Genomic DNA, 16,502 nt, shown 5'->3' with positions numbered 1-16,502 from the left:
CCGCTACTCCCTGCCTGCCGAGGTGAACGCCATGTCCGCGTAGCGGGTGCCTGCGACCTGGGCCGCTATGCCGTCCAGGAGGTCCAGTTCCTCGTCCGTCAGGACGATCCCGGTCGCCGCCGTGTTCTCCTCCACCCTGGTGGGCTTGCGGGTGCCGGGGATCGGGATGACGGGGAGGCCGTGGACCGTCGCCTGCTGCTGGGCCCAGGCCAGGGCGATCTGACCGAGGGTCGCGTCATGGGCCTTGGCCACCGAACGGATCAGCTCCAGCAGCGTCGCGTTCGCCGTGGCGTTGCCGCCCGTGAAGCGGGGCTGCTGGCGGCGGAAGTCACCGGCGGTCAGATCCTGGTCGGCATCGGTGAAGGAGCCGGTGAGGAAGCCCCGGCCGAGCGGCGAGTACGCGACGAGGGCCACACCCAGCTCACGGGCCGCGGGGACGACGTGCGCCTCGATGTCCCGGCTGAACAGCGACCACTCCGACTGCACGGCGGCGATGGGGTGGACGGCGTGGGCGGCCCGCAGTTCCCCGGCCGTGACCTCGCTCAGGCCGAGGTGCTTGACCTTGCCCTCGCGGACCAGGTCGGCCATGGTGCCGACGCTCTCCTCGATCGGCACGTTCACATCGCGCCGGTGCATGTAGTAGAGGTCGATGGCGTCGACGTCCAGACGCTTCAGACTCGCCTCGACGGCCTGGCGGATGTAGGGCGGGTCGTTGCGGACGATCCGGCGCGTGGGGTCGTCCGGGGGGATCGACAGGGCGAACTTGGTGGCGATGACGACCTCGTCGCGGTGGGCCTTGAAGAACGGCGACAGGAACCGCTCGTTCTCACCGGCGCCGTACGCGTCGGCCGTGTCGTAGAGGGTGACGCCCAGTTCGAGCGCCCGCTCCAGGGTGGCCCGGGACGCGTCCGCGTCCGCGGGGCCGTAGCCGAAACTCATGCCCATGCAGCCCAGGCCCTGGACGCTCACCTCGGGACCGTGGTCGCCGAGCTTCGCCGTCGTGATCCTGCCGTCCGTCATCGGGACCTCTCCGACGCCAGGGCACGCCCGGCGTCCGCGTAGAAACTGATCTTCCGGTCGAGCACGGCGAGCGTGCCGCGGAGTTCGTCGATCCGGGCCAGGACGTCCTCGCGGGTCGTCTTCAGCAGCTCGAAGCGCTCGACATAGGTGTGGTCGCCCTCGCGCACCAGTTCCGCGTACCTGACCATGTCCGCGACCGGCATGCCCGTCAGGCGGAGTTTGCCGACCAGGTCGAGCCAGTCGAGGTCGCGGTTGGTGTAGCGGCGCTGACCGGTGTGAGAGCGGTCGATGTGCGGCATCAGGCCGATGCGCTCGTACCAGCGCAGGGTGTGAGCCGTCAGGCCGGTCAGGGCGACGACCTCGCTGATCGTGTAGCGGTCCTGGCCGTCCGGGCGCCGGTTCTGCTGCGGCGGGCCGGCACAGGTGCCGGTCCCGGTCGCCGTGGTCTCCATCACCGTCATGGCCCCCACGCTAGAACCTTGGAGTGCACTCCAAGCAAGCGACGACGGTAAGAAATCGGCAGGACGCCCCCTGATCCGGCTGGTTAGGGTACGGACCCATGAGTGTTGTACGTCGCGCCCTGCCCGAAGACGCCGAAGAAGTCCTGCGGCTGCGCCAGGTCATGATCGACTCGCTGTTCGCCTCCGACCCCTCCATCGCCTGGCACGGGGAGTCGCTGCCCACGCTGAGGGCCGAACTGGGCGAGGCGGAAGGGGACTTCACGGCGTTCGTCGTCGACCACCCGGAGCGCCCGGGGGCGTTGGCCTGCCTGGTGGCCGGCACGATCGACTACCGCATCGGCAAGGCGTCCGACCCGCAGGGCAGGGTGGGTTTCGTGTTCAGTGTCGCCACCGACCCGGACGCGCGGCGCCGCGGGTACGCGCGGGCCTGCATGACCATGCTGCTGGAGTGGTTCCGCGAGCGCGGCGCCCGGCGCGTGCAGCTCACCGCCTCGCCGGAGGCCGAGCCGCTGTACGTCTCCCTCGGTTTCCGCCCCAAGCCCGACCCTTTGCTGGAGCTCGCGCTCTGAGCGCATAGGCTCGAACGCATGTCGCTGAAGAGCCTCGCCTTGATCGAGAACTGGCCGGTTCCCACCGCCGCCGCGGGTGTCGTACGAGCCGACGGCACCGTCCTCGGCCTCCACGGACCGGCCGGGCAGCGCTTCCCGCTCGCGTCGGTGACCAAGCCGCTGGCCGCCTACGCGGTGCTCGTCGCGTACGAGGAGGGGGCGATCGAGTTCGACGAGCCGGCGGGCCCCGCCGGATCGACGGTCCGCCACCTGCTCGCGCACACCTCGGGCCTCGCCTTCGACGAGCACAGGGTGACGGCCCCGCCCGGGGAGCGGCGGCTGTACTCCAACGCCGGCTTCGAGCAGCTCGGCGACCATGTCGCGAAAGTCACCGACATCCCGTTCGCCGAGTACCTGCGGCAGGCCGTGCTGGAGCCGCTGGGCATGACCTCGACGACCCTGGAGGGCTCGCCGGCCAAGGACGGCGTGTCGACGGTGGAGGACCTGCTGCGGTTCGCGGCCGAGGTGCAGGCGCCGCGACTGCTGGATCCGCGCACGGTCGCCTCGGCGATGAGTGTGCACTACCCGGGCACCAAGGGCGTCCTGCCGGGGTACGGACACCAGAACCCGAACGACTGGGGGCTGGGTTTCGAGATCCGCGACTCCAAGTCGCCGCACTGGACGGGTTCCTCGTCCTCACCCCGCACCTTCGGGCATTTCGGTCAGTCGGGTACGTTCCTGTGGATCGACCCGGACGCGGGAGCGGCCTGCGTGGCGCTGACGGACCGGGCGTTCGGGCCGTGGGCGATCGAGGCGTGGCCGGCGTTCACCGACGCGGTGCTGGCAGAGCTCTAGACCATCTCCCAGATCAGCAGCTCCGCGTCGGTCACGCCCTCGGCCTCCAGGCCCTTGGCGTCCGTGATCCGGGCCGCGTCACCCGCCGCCAGTTCCTCGCCGTCCAGGCGTACGGCGCCGCGTACGACATGGACGTACGCGTACGCCCCGTCGGGCACCGCCGTCCGCTCCCTGGCCCCGAGGCGCCGCACGTGCAGCATCGCGCCCGCCTCCGGGACGGCGTACGGCGTCGAGTCGGCGATGCCGTGGACGACCTCGTAGGACGGGTCGCCGCCGGGCTCGAGCGGGGCCAGCCACATCTGGACGAAGGTCAGGGGCCCGGGGCCGTCGTTGCGTTCCACGTGCCGCACCCCGCCCGCCGAGCTGAGCCGCTGCACGTCGCCGTGGCGTACGACCGACTCGTGCCCGGCGGAGTCCCGGTGGGTCAGCTCGCCCTCCACCACCCAGGTCACGATCTCGGTGTGGCTGTGCGGATGCTCGTCGAAGCCGGCCCCGGGCGCCAGCCGCTCCTCGTTGCACGCGAGCACCGCACCGAAGCGGAGGTTGTCCGGGTCGTAGTGCGGCCCGAAGGAGAAGGCGTGCCACGACTCGATCCCTGCGGCCGCGTCCCCTCCGGGGTAGCGCTCGTCCGCGCGCCTGACGTCCATCACGAAGTCCACGGTAGGCCCTGCGGCCCACCTGCCCGTCCGGATGAGGCAGTCTTGTCCCCGTGCCCGAACCCGAAACCAGCAAGAACGAAGCCGCAGCCCACGACGTCCATCAGCATGCCGCGACACTGAAGCGGCTGGAGAAGTCGTCCGGATCGCTCGCCGCGCAGGCCATCGCGCGGATGGACGAGACGCTGCCCTGGTACCGGGCCATGCCCCCGGAGAACCGTTCCTGGATCGGTCTGGTCGCACAGGCGGGCATCGCCGCGTTCACCGAGTGGTTCCGGCATCCGGACGCCCCGCAGGCCATCTCCACCGACGTGTTCGGCACCGCGCCGCGTGAACTGACCCGGGCGATCACCCTGCGCCAGACCGTGGAGATGGTGCGCACCACCATCGAGGTCATGGAGAGCGCGATCGACGAGGTCGCGGCCCCCGGCGACGAGCGGGTGCTGCGCGAGGCGCTGCTCGTCTACGCCCGGGAGATCGCCTTCGCCACGGCCCAGGTGTACGCGCAGGCCGCCGAGGCACGCGGCGCCTGGGACGCCCGGCTGGAGTCCCTGGTGGTGAACGCCGTGCTCAGCGGCGAGGCCGACGAGGGTGCTGTCTCCCGGGCCGCCGCGCTCGGCTGGAACTCGCCCGAGCACGTGTGCGTCGTCCTCGGCACGGCGCCCGACGGCGACTCGGAACTGACCGTGGAGGCGATCCGGAGGGCCGCCCGGCACGCCAAGCTCCAGGTGCTCACCGGGGTGCTCGGCGACCGCCTGGTGGTCATCGCGGGCGGCAGCGACAACCCGCTGGCCGTCGCCAAGTCGCTCATCGGCCCGTTCGCGGCCGGGCCGGTCGTCGCGGGCCCGGTGGTGCCTGACCTGCTGGCCGCGACCCGGTCCGCGCAGGCCGCCGCGGCCGGGCTGAAGGCGTGTTCCGCCTGGCAGGACGCCCCGCGCCCGGTCCTGGCCGACGATCTGCTCCCGGAGCGGGCGATGGCGGGTGACCCCTCGGCCCGCGAGCAGTTGGTGGAGGAGATCTACAGACCGCTGGAGGAGGCCGGGGCCGCGCTCCTGGAGACCCTCAGCGTCTACCTCGAACAGGCGAGCAGCCTCGAGGGGGCCGCCCGGATGCTGTTCGTTCATCCCAACACCGTCCGCTACCGGCTTCGACGTGTGACTGACGTCACCGGATGGTCACCCTCCGATGTACGCTCTGCGTTCACCCTGCGGATCGCGCTGATCCTGGGGCGTCTGGTCGATGGAGATCCTCAGCTCTAAGGTTTTGTCGAAGCTCGACAAAACCCCTCCGTGTTCTTCGTCCCTGTCCCCACGGGCGGTTGTGCCCGTCCCCAAGAGAGAGTGTGAGAGTGCTCGTACTCGTCGCTCCCGGCCAGGGCGCTCAGACGCCCGGCTTCCTGACTGAATGGCTCGACCTCCCCGGTGTTCGCGGTGCCCTCGAGGCCTGGTCCGACGCCGCGGGGATCGACCTGATCCGTTACGGCACCGAGGCCGACGCGGAGGAGATCCGCGACACCGCGGTGGCGCAGCCGCTGCTGGTCGCGGCCGGACTCGCGTCCGCGAACCTGCTGTTCGGCGATCCGGCCGAGCTGCCGCAGAAGGTCGGCGCGATCGCCGGTCACAGCGTCGGTGAGATCACCGCCGCGTCGCTCGCCGGGGTGCTCCCGCACGAGGAGGCGCTCCGCCTGGTCCGCACCCGCGGGCTCGCCATGGCCGAGGCCGCCGCGGTCACGGAGACGGGCATGGCGGCGCTGCTGGGCGGCGACCCCGCCGTCACCGTCCCGCACCTGGAGAAGCTGGGCCTGACCCCGGCGAACATCAACGGCGCGGGCCAGATCGTCGCGGCCGGCACCAAGGAGCAGCTCGCCGCGCTGGAGGCGGACAAGCCCGAGGGCGTGCGCAAAGTCGTCGCGCTGAAGGTCGCCGGCGCGTTCCACACGCACCACATGGCACCGGCCGTCGACACGCTGGCCGGGGCCGCCAGGGCCCTGGCGCCCGGCGACCCGAAGGTCCGTTACGTTTCGAACAAGGACGGCGGGACCGTCGCCGGCGGCGCCGAGGTGCTGGAGCGCCTGGTCGGCCAGGTCGCCAACCCGGTCCGCTGGGACCTGTGCATGGAGACCTTCAAGGAGCTCGGTGCCACGGCCCTGATCGAGCTGTGCCCCGGCGGCACCCTCACCGGTCTCGCCAAGCGGGCCCTGCCCGGGGTGAAGACGCTGGCCCTGAAGTCCCCCGCCGACCTCGACGCGGCTCGCGAGCTCATCGCCGAGCACGCCTGACCGCCGCCCCAAGGAGCCGACCGCATGGCGAAGATCAAGCCCAGCAAGGGCGCCCCGTACGCGCGCATCCTCGGCGTCGGCGGCTACCGTCCGACCCGGGTCGTGCCGAACGAGGTGATCCTCGAGACGATCGACTCGTCCGACGAGTGGATCCGCTCGCGCTCCGGCATCGAGACCCGGCACTGGGCGAACGACGATGAGACGGTCGCCGCGATGTCGATCGAGGCCTCCGGCAAGGCGATCGCCGACGCCGGGATCTCCGCCGAGCAGATCGGCGGCGTGATCGTCTCGACCGTCTCGCACTTCAAGCAGACCCCGGCCGTCGCCACCGAGATCGCCGACAAGCTCGGCACCGCCAAGGCCGCCGCCTTCGACATCTCGGCCGGCTGCGCGGGCTTCGGCTACGGCCTGACCCTCGCCAAGGGCATGATCGTCGAGGGCTCGGCGGAGTACGTCCTGGTGATCGGCGTGGAGCGGCTGAGCGACCTGACCGACCTGGAGGACCGGGCGACGGCCTTCCTGTTCGGCGACGGCGCCGGCGCGGTCGTCGTGGGCCCGGCCGACGAGCCCGCCATCGGCCCCACCGTCTGGGGCTCCGAGGGCGACAAGTCCGAGACGATCAAGCAGACCGTACCGTGGACGGACTACCGTTCCGGCGAGGTCGCCAAGTTCCCCGCCATCACGCAGGAGGGCCAGGCGGTGTTCCGCTGGGCCGTGTTCGAGATGGCGAAGGTCGCCAAGGAGGCGCTGGACGCCGCCGGCATCACCGCGGATGACCTGGACGTCTTCATTCCGCACCAGGCCAACGAGCGGATCATCGACTCGATGGTGAAGACACTCAAGCTGCCGGAGTCCGTCACGGTCGCACGTGACGTACGCACCACCGGCAACACCTCGGCCGCCTCGATCCCGCTCGCCATGGAGCGGCTCCTGGCGACCGGCGAGGCGAAGAGCGGCGACACCGCGCTCGTCATCGGCTTCGGGGCGGGTCTCGTCTACGCAGCGACTGTCGTTACCCTCCCCTAGGCACTCCGTGCCGGATCATGCGATCCGGTGCGCGAGGAAATACCCGCCACACCCTCTGGATATCTACGAAGGAGCGCCAACATGGCCGCCACTCAGGAAGAGATCGTCGCCGGTCTCGCCGAGATCGTGAACGAGATCGCCGGCATCCCGGTTGAGGACGTCCAGCTGGACAAGTCCTTCACCGACGACCTGGACGTCGACTCGCTGTCCATGGTCGAGGTCGTCGTCGCCGCCGAAGAGCGCTTCGACGTCAAGATCCCCGACGAGGACGTCAAGAACCTCAAGACCGTCGGTGACGCGACCGACTACATCCTCAAGCACCAGGGCTGAGCAGCCGATCCGGCCCTCTGGGCTGACTGCCCCGCCACCCGGCGGTGGCGCCGCTTAATCCTCGATTCCGTTGGAGAAAGAATTCCCGTGAACTCGACCAATCGCACCGTGGTCGTCACCGGTATCGGCGCAACCACACCGCTGGGTGGCGACGCAGCCTCTACCTGGGAGGGCCTGATCGCCGGCAAGTCCGGTGTCAAGCCCCTGGAGCAGGACTGGGCGGCCGACCAGGCCGTCAAGATCGCGGCCCCGGTCGCCGTGGAGCCGACCGAGGTCATCCCACGGCCGCAGGCCCGCCGACTGGACCGCTCGGCGCAGTTCGCGCTGATCGCGGCCAAGGAGGCCTGGGCCGACGCCGGTTTTGAAGCGAAGGCCGGCGAGGACTCGAACGTCGACCCCGACCGGCTGGGCGCGGTCATCGCCTCCGGCATCGGCGGCGTGACGACCCTGCTCGACCAGTACGACGTGCTGAAGGAGAAGGGCGTCCGCCGCGTCTCCCCGCACACCGTGCCCATGCTGATGCCCAACAGCCCCTCGGCCAACGTGGGTCTGGCCGTGGGCGCCCGGGCGGGCGTGCACACGCCGGTCTCCGCCTGCGCCTCCGGCGCCGAGGCCATCGGCTACGCCATCGAGATGATCCGTACCGGCCGCGCCGACGTCGTCGTCGCGGGTGGCACGGAGGCGGCGATCCACCCGCTCCCCATCGCCGCGTTCGGCAACATGATGGCGATGTCCAAGAACAACGACGACCCGCAGGGCGCGTCGCGTCCCTACGACACCGCCCGGGACGGCTTCGTCCTCGGTGAGGGTGCCGGTGTCGTCGTCCTGGAGTCCGCCGAGCACGCCGCGAGGCGCGGGGCCCGGGTGTACGCCGAGGCGGTCGGGCAGGGTGTCTCCGCCGACGCGCACGACATCGTGCAGCCCGAGCCGGAGGGGCGGGGCATCTCGCACGCCCTGCAGAACCTGCTGGACCGCAACGACCTGGACCCGGCGGAGATCGTGCACGTCAACGCGCACGCGACGTCCACGCCGGCCGGGGACATCGCCGAGCTGAAGGCGCTGCGGAAGGTGTTCGGCGACCACGCCGACCACTTCGCGGTGTCCGCGACGAAGTCGATGACCGGGCATCTGCTGGGTGGTGCGGGTGGCGTGGAGACGGTGGCGACCGTGCTCGCGCTGTACCACCGGGTGGCGCCGCCGACGATCAACGTGGAGAACCTCGACCCGGAGGCCGAGGCGAACGCCGATGTCGTTCGGGATGAGGCTCGCAAGCTGCCCGTCGAGGGGCGTATCGCCGCGCTGAACGACTCGTTCGGGTTCGGTGGGCACAACGTGGTGTTGGCGTTCCGGACCATTTGATCCTGAGCGTTGATCGGCCCGAACTCCGGTGGGGGTTCGGGCCGTTCGCCGTTCATGTGACGTTGTGTGCCGGGTGCGGGCCGGTGGGGGTGGTTCGCGCAGTTCCCCGCGCCCCTTTGGGAGGCGCGTCCCCTCAAGGCGTTTACACCACCTGGTGGAGCCAGCGGACCGGGGCGCCTTCGCCGGCGTACCTGAACGGTTCCAGTTCGTCGTCCCAGGGCTTGCCCAGGAGTTTGCCGATCTCGGCTTCCAGGTCGGTCTCGCCGTGTCGGCTGCGTTGCAGGGCCGCGCGCAGGCGGTCCTCGGGAATGAGGATGTCGCCGTGGATGCCGGTGACGGCGTGGTAGATGCCGAGGTCGGGGGTGCAGCTGTAGCGCTCGCCCTCGGCGGTGGGGCAGGGTTCTGCGGTGACCTCGAAGCGCAGCAGGTGCCAGCCGCGCAGCGCCGAGGCCAGTTTGGACGCCGCACCCGCCTGGCCCTGCCAGGAGAATTCCGAGCGCCAGGTGCCCGGGGCGGCCGGCTGGCGGATCCAGTCCAGGCTGACGCGTGTGCCGAGCACCCCGGCGACGGCCCACTCGACGTGCGGGCACAGCGCGCGCGGCGCGGAGTGCACGTACAGAACTCCACGTGTCGTCACCGGAACCTCCGGGCAGAGTGGGACATGGTGCAAACGGGCGGAACGGCTGTGACCGGGCGGGTCACGTTGATGGCGAGGCTACCGTGCGGTGGCGCAAGGAGTGTGACGTACGGTCGGTCCAGGTGCCGGGAAACGCCCGCCATTCACCCAGGGGGACGCTTGTACGGGTGTGAGCCGTTGCACCTGATCGGTCGGGAACCCTCGTGCGTTGTTATGGGTTGGGGGGACAGGCACGGCGTGGCGAGGGGATGGACCAGGGATGCGGAAACGGGGCCGGCGTACACGGGGCGTTCTGGCCGTGGTCGCGGCGGCCGCGCTGGGTGTCGCCGGGTGTGATGCCGTGGGGGGCGATTCCGCCGCACCGCCGGAGAGCGCGAAGCCGTCGCCCAAGCCCACTCCCCTGTGGGACCGCAGCCCCACGTCCGTCGCGGCCGTCGGTGACTCCATCACGCGTGGGTTCGACGCCTGTGATGTGCTGTCGGACTGCCCGGAGGCGTCCTGGGCGACCGGCGCCAGCCCCGAGGTCGACTCGCTCGCGGTGCGGCTGCTGGGCAGGGCCGGGGCCGCCGAGCGGAGCTGGAACTACGCCGTGACCGGAGCGCGGATGGCCGACCTGCCCGGGCAGGTGGCCCGGGCGGTGCGGCGCGGGCCCCAGTTGGTGGCGGTGATGGTGGGGGCCAACGACGCCTGCCGGTCCACGCCCTCGGCGATGACCCCGGTCTCCGCCTTCCGCGCCGACTTCGAGGACTCCCTGCGTTCGCTGCGCGAGGCCCTGCCGAAGGCGCAGGTGTTCGTGGCGAGCGTGCCGAATCTGAAGCGACTGTGGTCGGAGGGCCGCACCAGCCCCTTGGGCAAGCAGGTGTGGAAGCTGGGCATCTGCCCGTCGATGCTGGGTGACGCCGACGCCCTGGACTCGGCGGCGACCCTGCGACGGGACACGGTGCAGAAGCGGGTGGAGGACTACAACAAGGTCCTCAAGGAGGTCTGCGCCGAGGACAAGCGGTGCCGCTACGACGGGGGCGCGGTGTACGACTACCGCTTCGGCACCGCCCAGTTGAGCCGCTGGGACTACTTCCACCCCAGTGTGAACGGACAGGCCCGCTTGGCGGAGATCGCGTACCGCACCGTCACCGCGAAAGGCCCCCTGACTTAGAGTTCCGCACATGAACGAACTCTTCGGAACACTTTCCGACGGGACCCCGGTGCACCGCTGGACCCTGGAGCGGGCGGGGGTGCGGGTGCGGGTCCTGTCGTACGGCGGGATCGTGCAGTCCGTGGAGGTGCCGGACCGGGAGGGCCGGGCCGGTGACGTGGTGCTGGGGTTCCCGGATCTCGACGGGTACCTGGCCCGCCCGGAGCCGTATCTGGGCGCGCTGGTCGGGAGGTACGCCAACCGGATCGCCGGCGCCCGGTTCACCCTGGACGGGCGGACGTACGCACTGGAACCGAACAACGGGCCGAACTCGCTGCACGGTGGCCCGCGCGGCTTCGACAAGCGGGCGTGGGAGGCGGAGCCCGTGGAGCACGGGGTGCGGCTGACCCGGATCAGTCCACACGGCGAGGAGGGGTTCCCGGGGCGCCTGGAGGTCACGGCGACGTACACGCTCGACGTGAGCGGGTCGCTGCGGATCGCGTACGAGGCGGTGACGGACGCGCCGACCGTGGTGAACCTGACGAACCACAGCTACTTCAACCTGGCCGGCTCCGGTGAGGCGGGCGGCCACGAGCTGCGGCTGGCCGCCTCCCGGTACACACCGGTCGACGCGGACCTGATTCCCGCCGGTGGCCCCGAAGAGGTGAGCGGTACACGGTTCGACTTCCGCGAGGCACGCAAGACAGGCTCCGGATACGACCACAACTTCGTGCTCGACAAGGGGGTGACGGACACCGCGGTCGAGGTCGCCGAGCTGCACGACCCGGCGTCCGGGCGGGTGCTGACGGTGGCGACCACCGAGCCCGGCCTCCATCTGTACACCGCCGACCACCTGGACGAGCCCTTCGCGCCCGGGGACGGCATCGCGCTGGAGACGCAGCACTTCCCCGACTCGCCGAACCGGCCGGACTTCCCGACGACCGTGCTGCGGCCGGGCGAGGTGTTCCGCTCGGAGACGGTGTACGGGTTCGGCACCCGCTGAGCCGCCCGTGACAGACCACGAGCCCCGGTCCGGAGGTCAGGTCCCGGACCGGGGCTGCCTGGTGGGGAACGTGTCCCGGATCAGACGTTAATCGCCGCCGTGATCCTGCGGTCCGTGATCGAGCGTCCGGCCTGGATCTCGTACGAACCCTTCACAAACGACCATGATCCGGTCGCCTCGTCCCAGATTTCGAAGAGCGGCGCGGGAGGTCGACGGTGGCCTCGGCACTCTCGCCCGGACCGGCCCCGACACTCCCGAAGCCGGCCGGCGTGCCGGGGCGGCCACGGCTCGCACTGCCGGCGTTCTGAGGAACTCCCTTCGCGCGGACCCGCATTGCTCCGGTTCGGAGATGCCGGTCAGGCACGTGCGGATGTCGACCACGTCGAGCGCGCCGGCGGCCGCGTCCGTGCGCCCGGACGTCACGCTGCCGCGGGTGCGCGAGGAGGGCGCCCCTGCCCGGACGGTGTACGCGGCGACCGTGCGCGGCCGGTCCCTGACTCCGGCGGCCTCGGCCTTCCTGGACGCGGTACGGGAGGCGGTGGCGGAGATCCCCGGCTGAGCCCCACCCATGGCGTGGCCCCCACCCGTCACGCGATACTGCGGCCGTCCGGCACCGACCCCCCACCACGACGGAAGGCCTGAACCCCCGTGACACGCATACGCGTTCGCCTCGGCCTGCTCGGTCTCGCCCTGCTGACCGGTTTCGCCACCCCGACGGCCGCGAGCGCCGCCCCGGCGGCCCCCTCCCCCACCGTCGAGGAGCAGCGGCTCGACCGGGCCGCGCCCCAGGAGATCCTGCGCCGCTCCGGATTCGACGCCCTGGCGCCGCGGTTGGCCCGGTCCCTCGGCTCGGCCCGCTCCTACGGGGAGGCTCACCGGGCGGTGGCCCGGGAGGGCTCGGGGCTGTGGCGGCTCGCGGTCGACCGGGCGCAGGGACGTGGCCCGGCCGGTGGCGACCTGAGCCGGGACGACGACCGGCCGCTGTACTGGGCGCGGCTCGGCATGACGCGTGAAGTGCGCACCTGGGATCCGCGGTTCGGCCTGACGGACCGGCAGCGGGCCGCGCTGCTGGACGAGCTGGAGCGCACCTCGCGCGGTCAGGACTCCCTCCGGTATCCGCACGGCACGGGCCTGAAGCGGATCCTGCTCACCGGCTTCGACCCGTTCACCCTGGACCGGGACATCCGCATCTCCAACCCGTCCGGCGCCACCGCGCTGGCCCTGGACGGCACGGTGCTCGAGACGGCGGACGGGCCGGCCCGGGTCGAGACGGTGGTGTTCCCGGTGCGCTGGCAGGACTTCACCGACGGCACGGTGGAGCGGGCTCTGCGGCCGCACCTGCCGCAGACCGACCTGTTCACGACCGTGAGCCAGGGCAGGGCCGGGCGGTTCGACATCGAGCGGACCAACGGGGCCTGGCGGGGCGGCTTCGGGGACAACGACAACATCGGCCGCACCGAGACCGTGCCGGTCTCCGACCCGGCCTCGCAGCCGCAGTGGACGACGACCACGCTGCCCCACGCGGCGATCGTCGCCGCGAGCACGGGCCGCTTCCCGGTGTACGACAACACCACCGTCACCGAGATCCCGGCCGGCGGTTCCCAGGCCGTCGTCCGCCCCGACGGGCCGACGCCCGGTTCCACCGCACGCGCGGGCGGCGGCGGGGACTACCTCTCCAACGAGATCGCCTACCGGGCGACACTGCTGCGCGACCGACTGGGGCTGCACGGGACACTGCCGGGCGGGCATGTGCACACGCCGGTGCTGCAGTTCGGCGCGGGGAACACCGGCGAGATCACCGACTCGGAGTTCGTGCGCAACCGGCTGGACATCATCGCCCAGGTGAGGGCCATTCTGCGGGTGGCTGCGGAAGCGTCGTAGCGGCCTGGTCGTCCTCCTCGCCGCCCTCACGGATGTCCTCGCCCAGCAGGTCACGTGCCATGAGGGTGGCGCCCGCCACTGCGCCCGGCATCAGGAACACCGCGACGAACGGCACCAGGAACGCCACGGCGAGCGGTGTGCCGAAGCCCCAGACGAGTGTCTTGCGGGAGCGCAGCAGGGTGAGGCGGGTGCGCAGTTCGACGCTGCGGCGCTGGAGGGCGACGGCGGTCAGTTCCTCGGTGAGGAAGAACCCGGTGACGAAGAACCCGATCACCGGGACGACCGTCTGCCCGGCCACCGGGATGAAGCTGCACGCGAACAGCAGCACCCCCCAGAGGGCGGCCCGCACCACGATCCGGAGGCTGTCCCGGGCGGAGATCCACAGTTCGCGCCAGAGCGGCAGCCCCGACTCGGGGGCGTGCCCGTCCGGGGAGACGTCCCGGTCGACCCTCTCCGAGAGGTTCTCGTAGAAGGGCTGCCCGATCAGCAGGGTCACCGCGGTGAAGGTCACCACGGCGAGGAGCAGGGCGAGGGCGAACAGCACGGCGGTCAGGAAGCCGCGGAAGAGGGCGAGCCACGGGCTCGACCAGTCGTCGGCGAAGGGCGTCGCCCAGGTGACGGCGTCCTCGCCCCACAGCGCCAGCGCGACGAGTGCCGCCGCGTACAGGACGAGGGTGATCAGCCCCGGGAGCAGCCCGAAGCCGAAGCTCCTGCCGTGCCCGGCCACCCACCGCTGGCCCTTCAGGAGGTACCGGAAACCCGTCCCTAGATCGCGCATGGGGAAACCCTATCCGGGCCCGTGTCGCGTGCTTGACGCGCTCCGGTCACACCGCTGTCACAGGTCGCGCAGGTCAGGCCGGACGCGCCGGGGCGGGCCGTCCGGGTCGCAGGGGAGGCCGAGTGCTCTTGCCGCCGTTGAGTCGAACCGGTACACCTCGCCGTACCGATCTCAGGAAGCCCCAGGAGGAGGTAGGCGTGCGCACCACGAGAACCGTTCCTGCGAGACCGTTGCCGATCGCCGCCCTCCCTGGCACCGGCACCCTCGCCGATCCGGCGTCGGACCGCTCTCGCGGGACCGTCCCGCGGGGGAATTCCCGCAGGTGGCAGGGGAAATGATCACAGTGACAGACAGCGCTTCAGTCAAGGAGAGCGGATGACGCAGGAGATCCACGGCAGTGTGGCGGACGGCTTCGAGGCGGTGCGCGAGGAGTTCACCGCGTTCGTCGCCGGGGAGCGGGCCGACTACGAGGGGCAGCTGTGCGCCTACGTCCGCGGACGGAAGGTCGTCGACCTGTGGGCGGGGACCGACGCCGACTCCCTCTACGGTGTGTTCTCGTCCACGAAGGGCGCCGCCTACCTGGTCGTGGCTCTGCTCGTCCAGGACGGCACGCTCGAACTGGACCGCAAGGTGACGTACTACTGGCCGGAGTTCGCGGCCGAGGGCAAGGGCGCCCTGACGCTGCGGGACCTGCTGGCGCACCGGGCGGGGGTGGTCGGTACGGACACCGGCTTCACGCTCGCGGAACTGGCCGACGACCGCCAGCTCGCCGAGCGCCTCGCCGACCAGCGGCCGTTCTGGCGCCCCGGCACGGCCTTCGGTTACCACGCGCTGGTGGCCGGCGCCCTGGTCGGCGAGGTCGTACGCCGGGCGACCGGCCGTCCGCTTCAGGAGGTCTACCAGGAGCGGATCAGGACCCCGTACGGGCTGGACTTCCACCTGGGCCTGCCCGCGTCCGAGGAGCCGCGCTTCCGCAGCATCCAGCCGATGGACCCGACCCCCGAGCAGCGGGCCGTACTCGACGCCGCGCCCACGGGTCCGCACTCGCTGGCCTCGATCGCGTTCAACGGCAACGCGGCGGAGCCGACCGACCTCGCCACTCTCCCCAACATGCCGCTGATCCGGGCGAAGGGCCCGGCGTCGGTGGGCGGGGTGGCGTCCGCGCGGGGCCTGGCGGGGATGTATGCGGCGGCGATCAGCGGGATGGGCGAACAGCCCGCGCTGCTGAAGCCGGACACCGTGGCGGAGTTCGGGCAGCTCCACTCGGCCGGCTACGACCTGGTGGCCCGGGCCCACAAGTCGTTCGGGCTCGGCTTCCAGACGACGGCTGACACGTGGCACCCGTTCCTCGGCGCCGGGACGATCGGGCACAGCGGCGCGGGCGGCTCCCAGGCCTTCGCGGACCCGCGGAGCGGCCTCGCCTACGGCTACACGCGCCGCCGGTTCGCCTTCCCGGGCGGTGCGGCCCCGGAGAACAACCGGCTGGCCCGGTCGGTGCACGCGGCGGCGCTGGCTCTCTAGTGCCGTGGCAGGCGGGACTCCACGGACACGTCCCAGGGGGAGTCGGTGCACGCGGCGGCGCTGGCTCTCCAGTGCCGTGGCAGGCGGGACTGTGCGGACACGTCCCAGGGGGCAGCACGGGGGCACCGGCCCCTGGGTCCGGGCATGGGCGGAGGCCGCACCCCACGTCCAAGGGTGCGGCCTCCGCGTAGGCAACGAGCGTGGTCAGATCAGCGTCACGGTGATGTTGCCGCGGGTCGCCTTCGAGTACGGGCAGACCTCGTGGGCCTTCTCGACCAGGGTCCGGGCGGTCCCCCGGTCCACCTTCGGGATGTCCGCCGAGATCTCGACGATGATCCCGAAGCCGTCCCCGTTCTTGCCCGGCCTCGGGAATCAATGGAACAGCGGTTGGCGCTAAGAAATGATCTTGTTCGAGTCGGGGCCACAGCAGCGTGACGTGGAGGCGTCATACTCGCTGGTAGAGCGCCGATTTGTGACGGCTGGACGTCACGCTCGCAGCCGGGCGCGGCGGGCCTCACGACGGCGCCACGCTCTCGATCGACAGCGTCCCGAGTAGTAGAGCGCGTCCTGGCGGCGGCTGGCGCCGGCAAAGGTGATTCGCCCGCACTCCGGGCAGGTCAGCAGCTGGATCATCCTCTCGTCACCGGTCCACTCTGCCTCGCCGAGCATCAGGGCGAGGACCATGATCTGATCGCTGGTCCGCCGGTCCCGGTACGCCTGGGCCCGGCACACGCCGTCGCAGTACCGGCGCCGGGCCGAGGCGTCCCTCGGCAGCCGGGCCCCGCAGGAGACGCAGAAGCGGATGCGGCCCACGCCTCCAGCATCACTCGCCCGGGTGGGGTCGGTCCGTCCCGGTCGGTGTCGGCTTCCGGCTCCAGGTCCTCGCAGCTCGGGCCAACGCCCGAAGGGGCCGATGGGCTGCTCTGGGGTAGCACCGAGCACGCCCGGTCCCTTCGTGCGATGCGATGGCATCGGGATCACGCGTCCTCCCCTTCGTGTCGGGCCTGCGCCAGCAGC

Annotated in this window: 18 protein-coding genes and 2 pseudogenes; 12 read left to right on the top strand and 8 right to left on the bottom strand. The window is 71.5% G+C overall.

Annotated features, from left to right (window positions below; translation table 11 throughout):
• Positions 1-3: 3 nt before the first annotated feature.
• Both AB0937_RS29105 and AB0937_RS29100 read right to left on the bottom strand, forming a co-directional pair.
• On the bottom strand, positions 4-1,020 hold the full coding sequence (locus AB0937_RS29105; protein WP_366715662.1) for an aldo/keto reductase: 1,017 nt from the start codon (positions 1,018-1,020) through the stop codon (positions 4-6).
• The gene (locus AB0937_RS29100) at positions 1,017-1,481 is read right to left on the bottom strand and encodes a MerR family transcriptional regulator (RefSeq protein ID WP_366715660.1); all 465 of its coding nucleotides are present in this window, start codon (positions 1,479-1,481) and stop codon (positions 1,017-1,019) included. The genes AB0937_RS29105 and AB0937_RS29100 overlap by 4 nt, the downstream gene beginning before the upstream one ends.
• 98 nt (positions 1,482-1,579) lie before the next feature.
• Here AB0937_RS29100 and AB0937_RS29095 point away from each other — a divergent pair, with 98 nt between their 5' ends.
• Both AB0937_RS29095 and AB0937_RS29090 read left to right on the top strand, forming a co-directional pair.
• Entirely contained in the window at positions 1,580-2,050 is a 471-nt protein-coding gene (locus AB0937_RS29095; RefSeq protein WP_366715658.1) for a GNAT family N-acetyltransferase, read from the top strand.
• 18 nt (positions 2,051-2,068) lie between these two features.
• On the top strand, positions 2,069-2,884 hold the full coding sequence (locus tag AB0937_RS29090; protein ID WP_366715656.1) for a serine hydrolase domain-containing protein: 816 nt from the start codon (positions 2,069-2,071) through the stop codon (positions 2,882-2,884).
• Here AB0937_RS29090 and AB0937_RS29085 read toward each other — a convergent pair.
• A complete protein-coding gene (locus AB0937_RS29085; RefSeq protein ID WP_366715708.1) occupies positions 2,881-3,531 on the bottom strand; it encodes a pirin family protein in 651 nt (216 codons plus the stop codon). The two genes, AB0937_RS29090 and AB0937_RS29085, sit on opposite strands and share 4 nt — an antisense overlap.
• 62 nt (positions 3,532-3,593) lie before the next feature.
• On the opposite strand from AB0937_RS29085, the gene fasR reads away from it, so the two are divergent.
• The 5 genes from fasR (at position 3,594) to fabF (ending at position 8,533) form a co-directional block, all read left to right on the top strand.
• Positions 3,594-4,799 (top strand): fatty acid biosynthesis transcriptional regulator FasR, encoded by a 1,206-nt coding sequence (gene fasR / locus AB0937_RS29080; protein WP_366715654.1) that lies wholly within the window; start codon positions 3,594-3,596, stop codon positions 4,797-4,799.
• A gap of 89 nt (positions 4,800-4,888) precedes the next feature.
• Entirely contained in the window at positions 4,889-5,818 is a 930-nt protein-coding gene (locus tag AB0937_RS29075; protein ID WP_366715652.1) for an ACP S-malonyltransferase, read from the top strand.
• 24 nt (positions 5,819-5,842) lie between these two features.
• The gene (locus AB0937_RS29070) at positions 5,843-6,844 is read left to right on the top strand and encodes a ketoacyl-ACP synthase III (RefSeq protein WP_366715650.1); all 1,002 of its coding nucleotides are present in this window, start codon (positions 5,843-5,845) and stop codon (positions 6,842-6,844) included.
• Between the two features lie 81 nt (positions 6,845-6,925).
• Entirely contained in the window at positions 6,926-7,174 is a 249-nt protein-coding gene (locus AB0937_RS29065) for an acyl carrier protein (RefSeq protein WP_003989952.1), read from the top strand.
• Between the two features lie 87 nt (positions 7,175-7,261).
• Positions 7,262-8,533, top strand: a complete 1,272-nt coding sequence (gene fabF / locus AB0937_RS29060) for a beta-ketoacyl-ACP synthase II (RefSeq protein WP_366715647.1) — start codon at positions 7,262-7,264, stop codon at positions 8,531-8,533.
• 142 nt (positions 8,534-8,675) lie between these two features.
• On the opposite strand, the gene AB0937_RS29055 is transcribed toward fabF, so the two are convergent.
• Complete coding sequence (locus tag AB0937_RS29055) at positions 8,676-9,170, bottom strand: DUF3145 domain-containing protein (protein ID WP_366715645.1); 495 nt, start codon at positions 9,168-9,170, stop codon at positions 8,676-8,678.
• A 259-nt stretch (positions 9,171-9,429) separates the two neighbouring features.
• On the opposite strand from AB0937_RS29055, the gene AB0937_RS29050 reads away from it, so the two are divergent.
• Positions 9,430-10,323 carry an SGNH/GDSL hydrolase family protein gene (locus AB0937_RS29050; protein ID WP_366715643.1) on the top strand — a complete coding sequence of 298 codons (894 nt, stop codon included), beginning with the start codon at positions 9,430-9,432 and terminating at the stop codon, positions 10,321-10,323.
• Between the two features lie 10 nt (positions 10,324-10,333).
• Positions 10,334-11,305: an aldose epimerase family protein gene (locus AB0937_RS29045; protein WP_366715641.1), complete on the top strand. Its 972-nt coding sequence runs from the start codon at positions 10,334-10,336 to the stop codon at positions 11,303-11,305.
• A gap of 80 nt (positions 11,306-11,385) precedes the next feature.
• Here AB0937_RS29045 and AB0937_RS29040 read toward each other — a convergent pair.
• A pseudogene (locus AB0937_RS29040) lies at positions 11,386-11,570 on the bottom strand (fibronectin type III-like domain-contianing protein); the annotation flags it as partial.
• Positions 11,571-11,675: 105 nt separating this feature from the next.
• On the opposite strand from AB0937_RS29040, the gene AB0937_RS29035 reads away from it, so the two are divergent.
• Both AB0937_RS29035 and AB0937_RS29030 read left to right on the top strand, forming a co-directional pair.
• A complete protein-coding gene (locus AB0937_RS29035) occupies positions 11,676-11,864 on the top strand; it encodes a hypothetical protein (RefSeq protein WP_366715639.1) in 189 nt (62 codons plus the stop codon).
• Between the two features lie 89 nt (positions 11,865-11,953).
• Positions 11,954-13,186, top strand: coding sequence for a pyroglutamyl peptidase (locus AB0937_RS29030; RefSeq protein ID WP_366715638.1), 1,233 nt, complete (start codon positions 11,954-11,956; stop codon positions 13,184-13,186).
• Here AB0937_RS29030 and AB0937_RS29025 read toward each other — a convergent pair.
• Complete coding sequence (locus tag AB0937_RS29025; protein WP_366715636.1) at positions 13,137-13,964, bottom strand: EI24 domain-containing protein; 828 nt, start codon at positions 13,962-13,964, stop codon at positions 13,137-13,139. The genes AB0937_RS29030 and AB0937_RS29025 overlap by 50 nt on opposite strands.
• Before the next feature lie 375 nt (positions 13,965-14,339).
• On the opposite strand from AB0937_RS29025, the gene AB0937_RS29020 reads away from it, so the two are divergent.
• Complete coding sequence (locus AB0937_RS29020; RefSeq protein ID WP_366715634.1) at positions 14,340-15,485, top strand: serine hydrolase domain-containing protein; 1,146 nt, start codon at positions 14,340-14,342, stop codon at positions 15,483-15,485.
• 204 nt (positions 15,486-15,689) lie between these two features.
• Here the strand turns inward: AB0937_RS29020 and AB0937_RS29015 are convergent.
• A pseudogene (locus AB0937_RS29015) lies at positions 15,690-15,845 on the bottom strand (organic hydroperoxide resistance protein); the annotation flags it as partial.
• A gap of 126 nt (positions 15,846-15,971) precedes the next feature.
• Complete coding sequence (locus tag AB0937_RS29010; protein ID WP_366715633.1) at positions 15,972-16,298, bottom strand: hypothetical protein; 327 nt, start codon at positions 16,296-16,298, stop codon at positions 15,972-15,974.
• Between the last annotated feature and the right edge of the window lie 204 nt (positions 16,299-16,502).

The organism is Streptomyces sp. NPDC047880 (assembly GCF_040706515.1).
In the GTDB taxonomy this organism is placed as follows: Bacteria; Actinomycetota; Actinomycetes; order Streptomycetales; family Streptomycetaceae; genus Streptomyces.
Note: the sequence above shows the minus strand (reverse complement) of the source record. Positions and strands in the feature narration are given on the sequence as shown.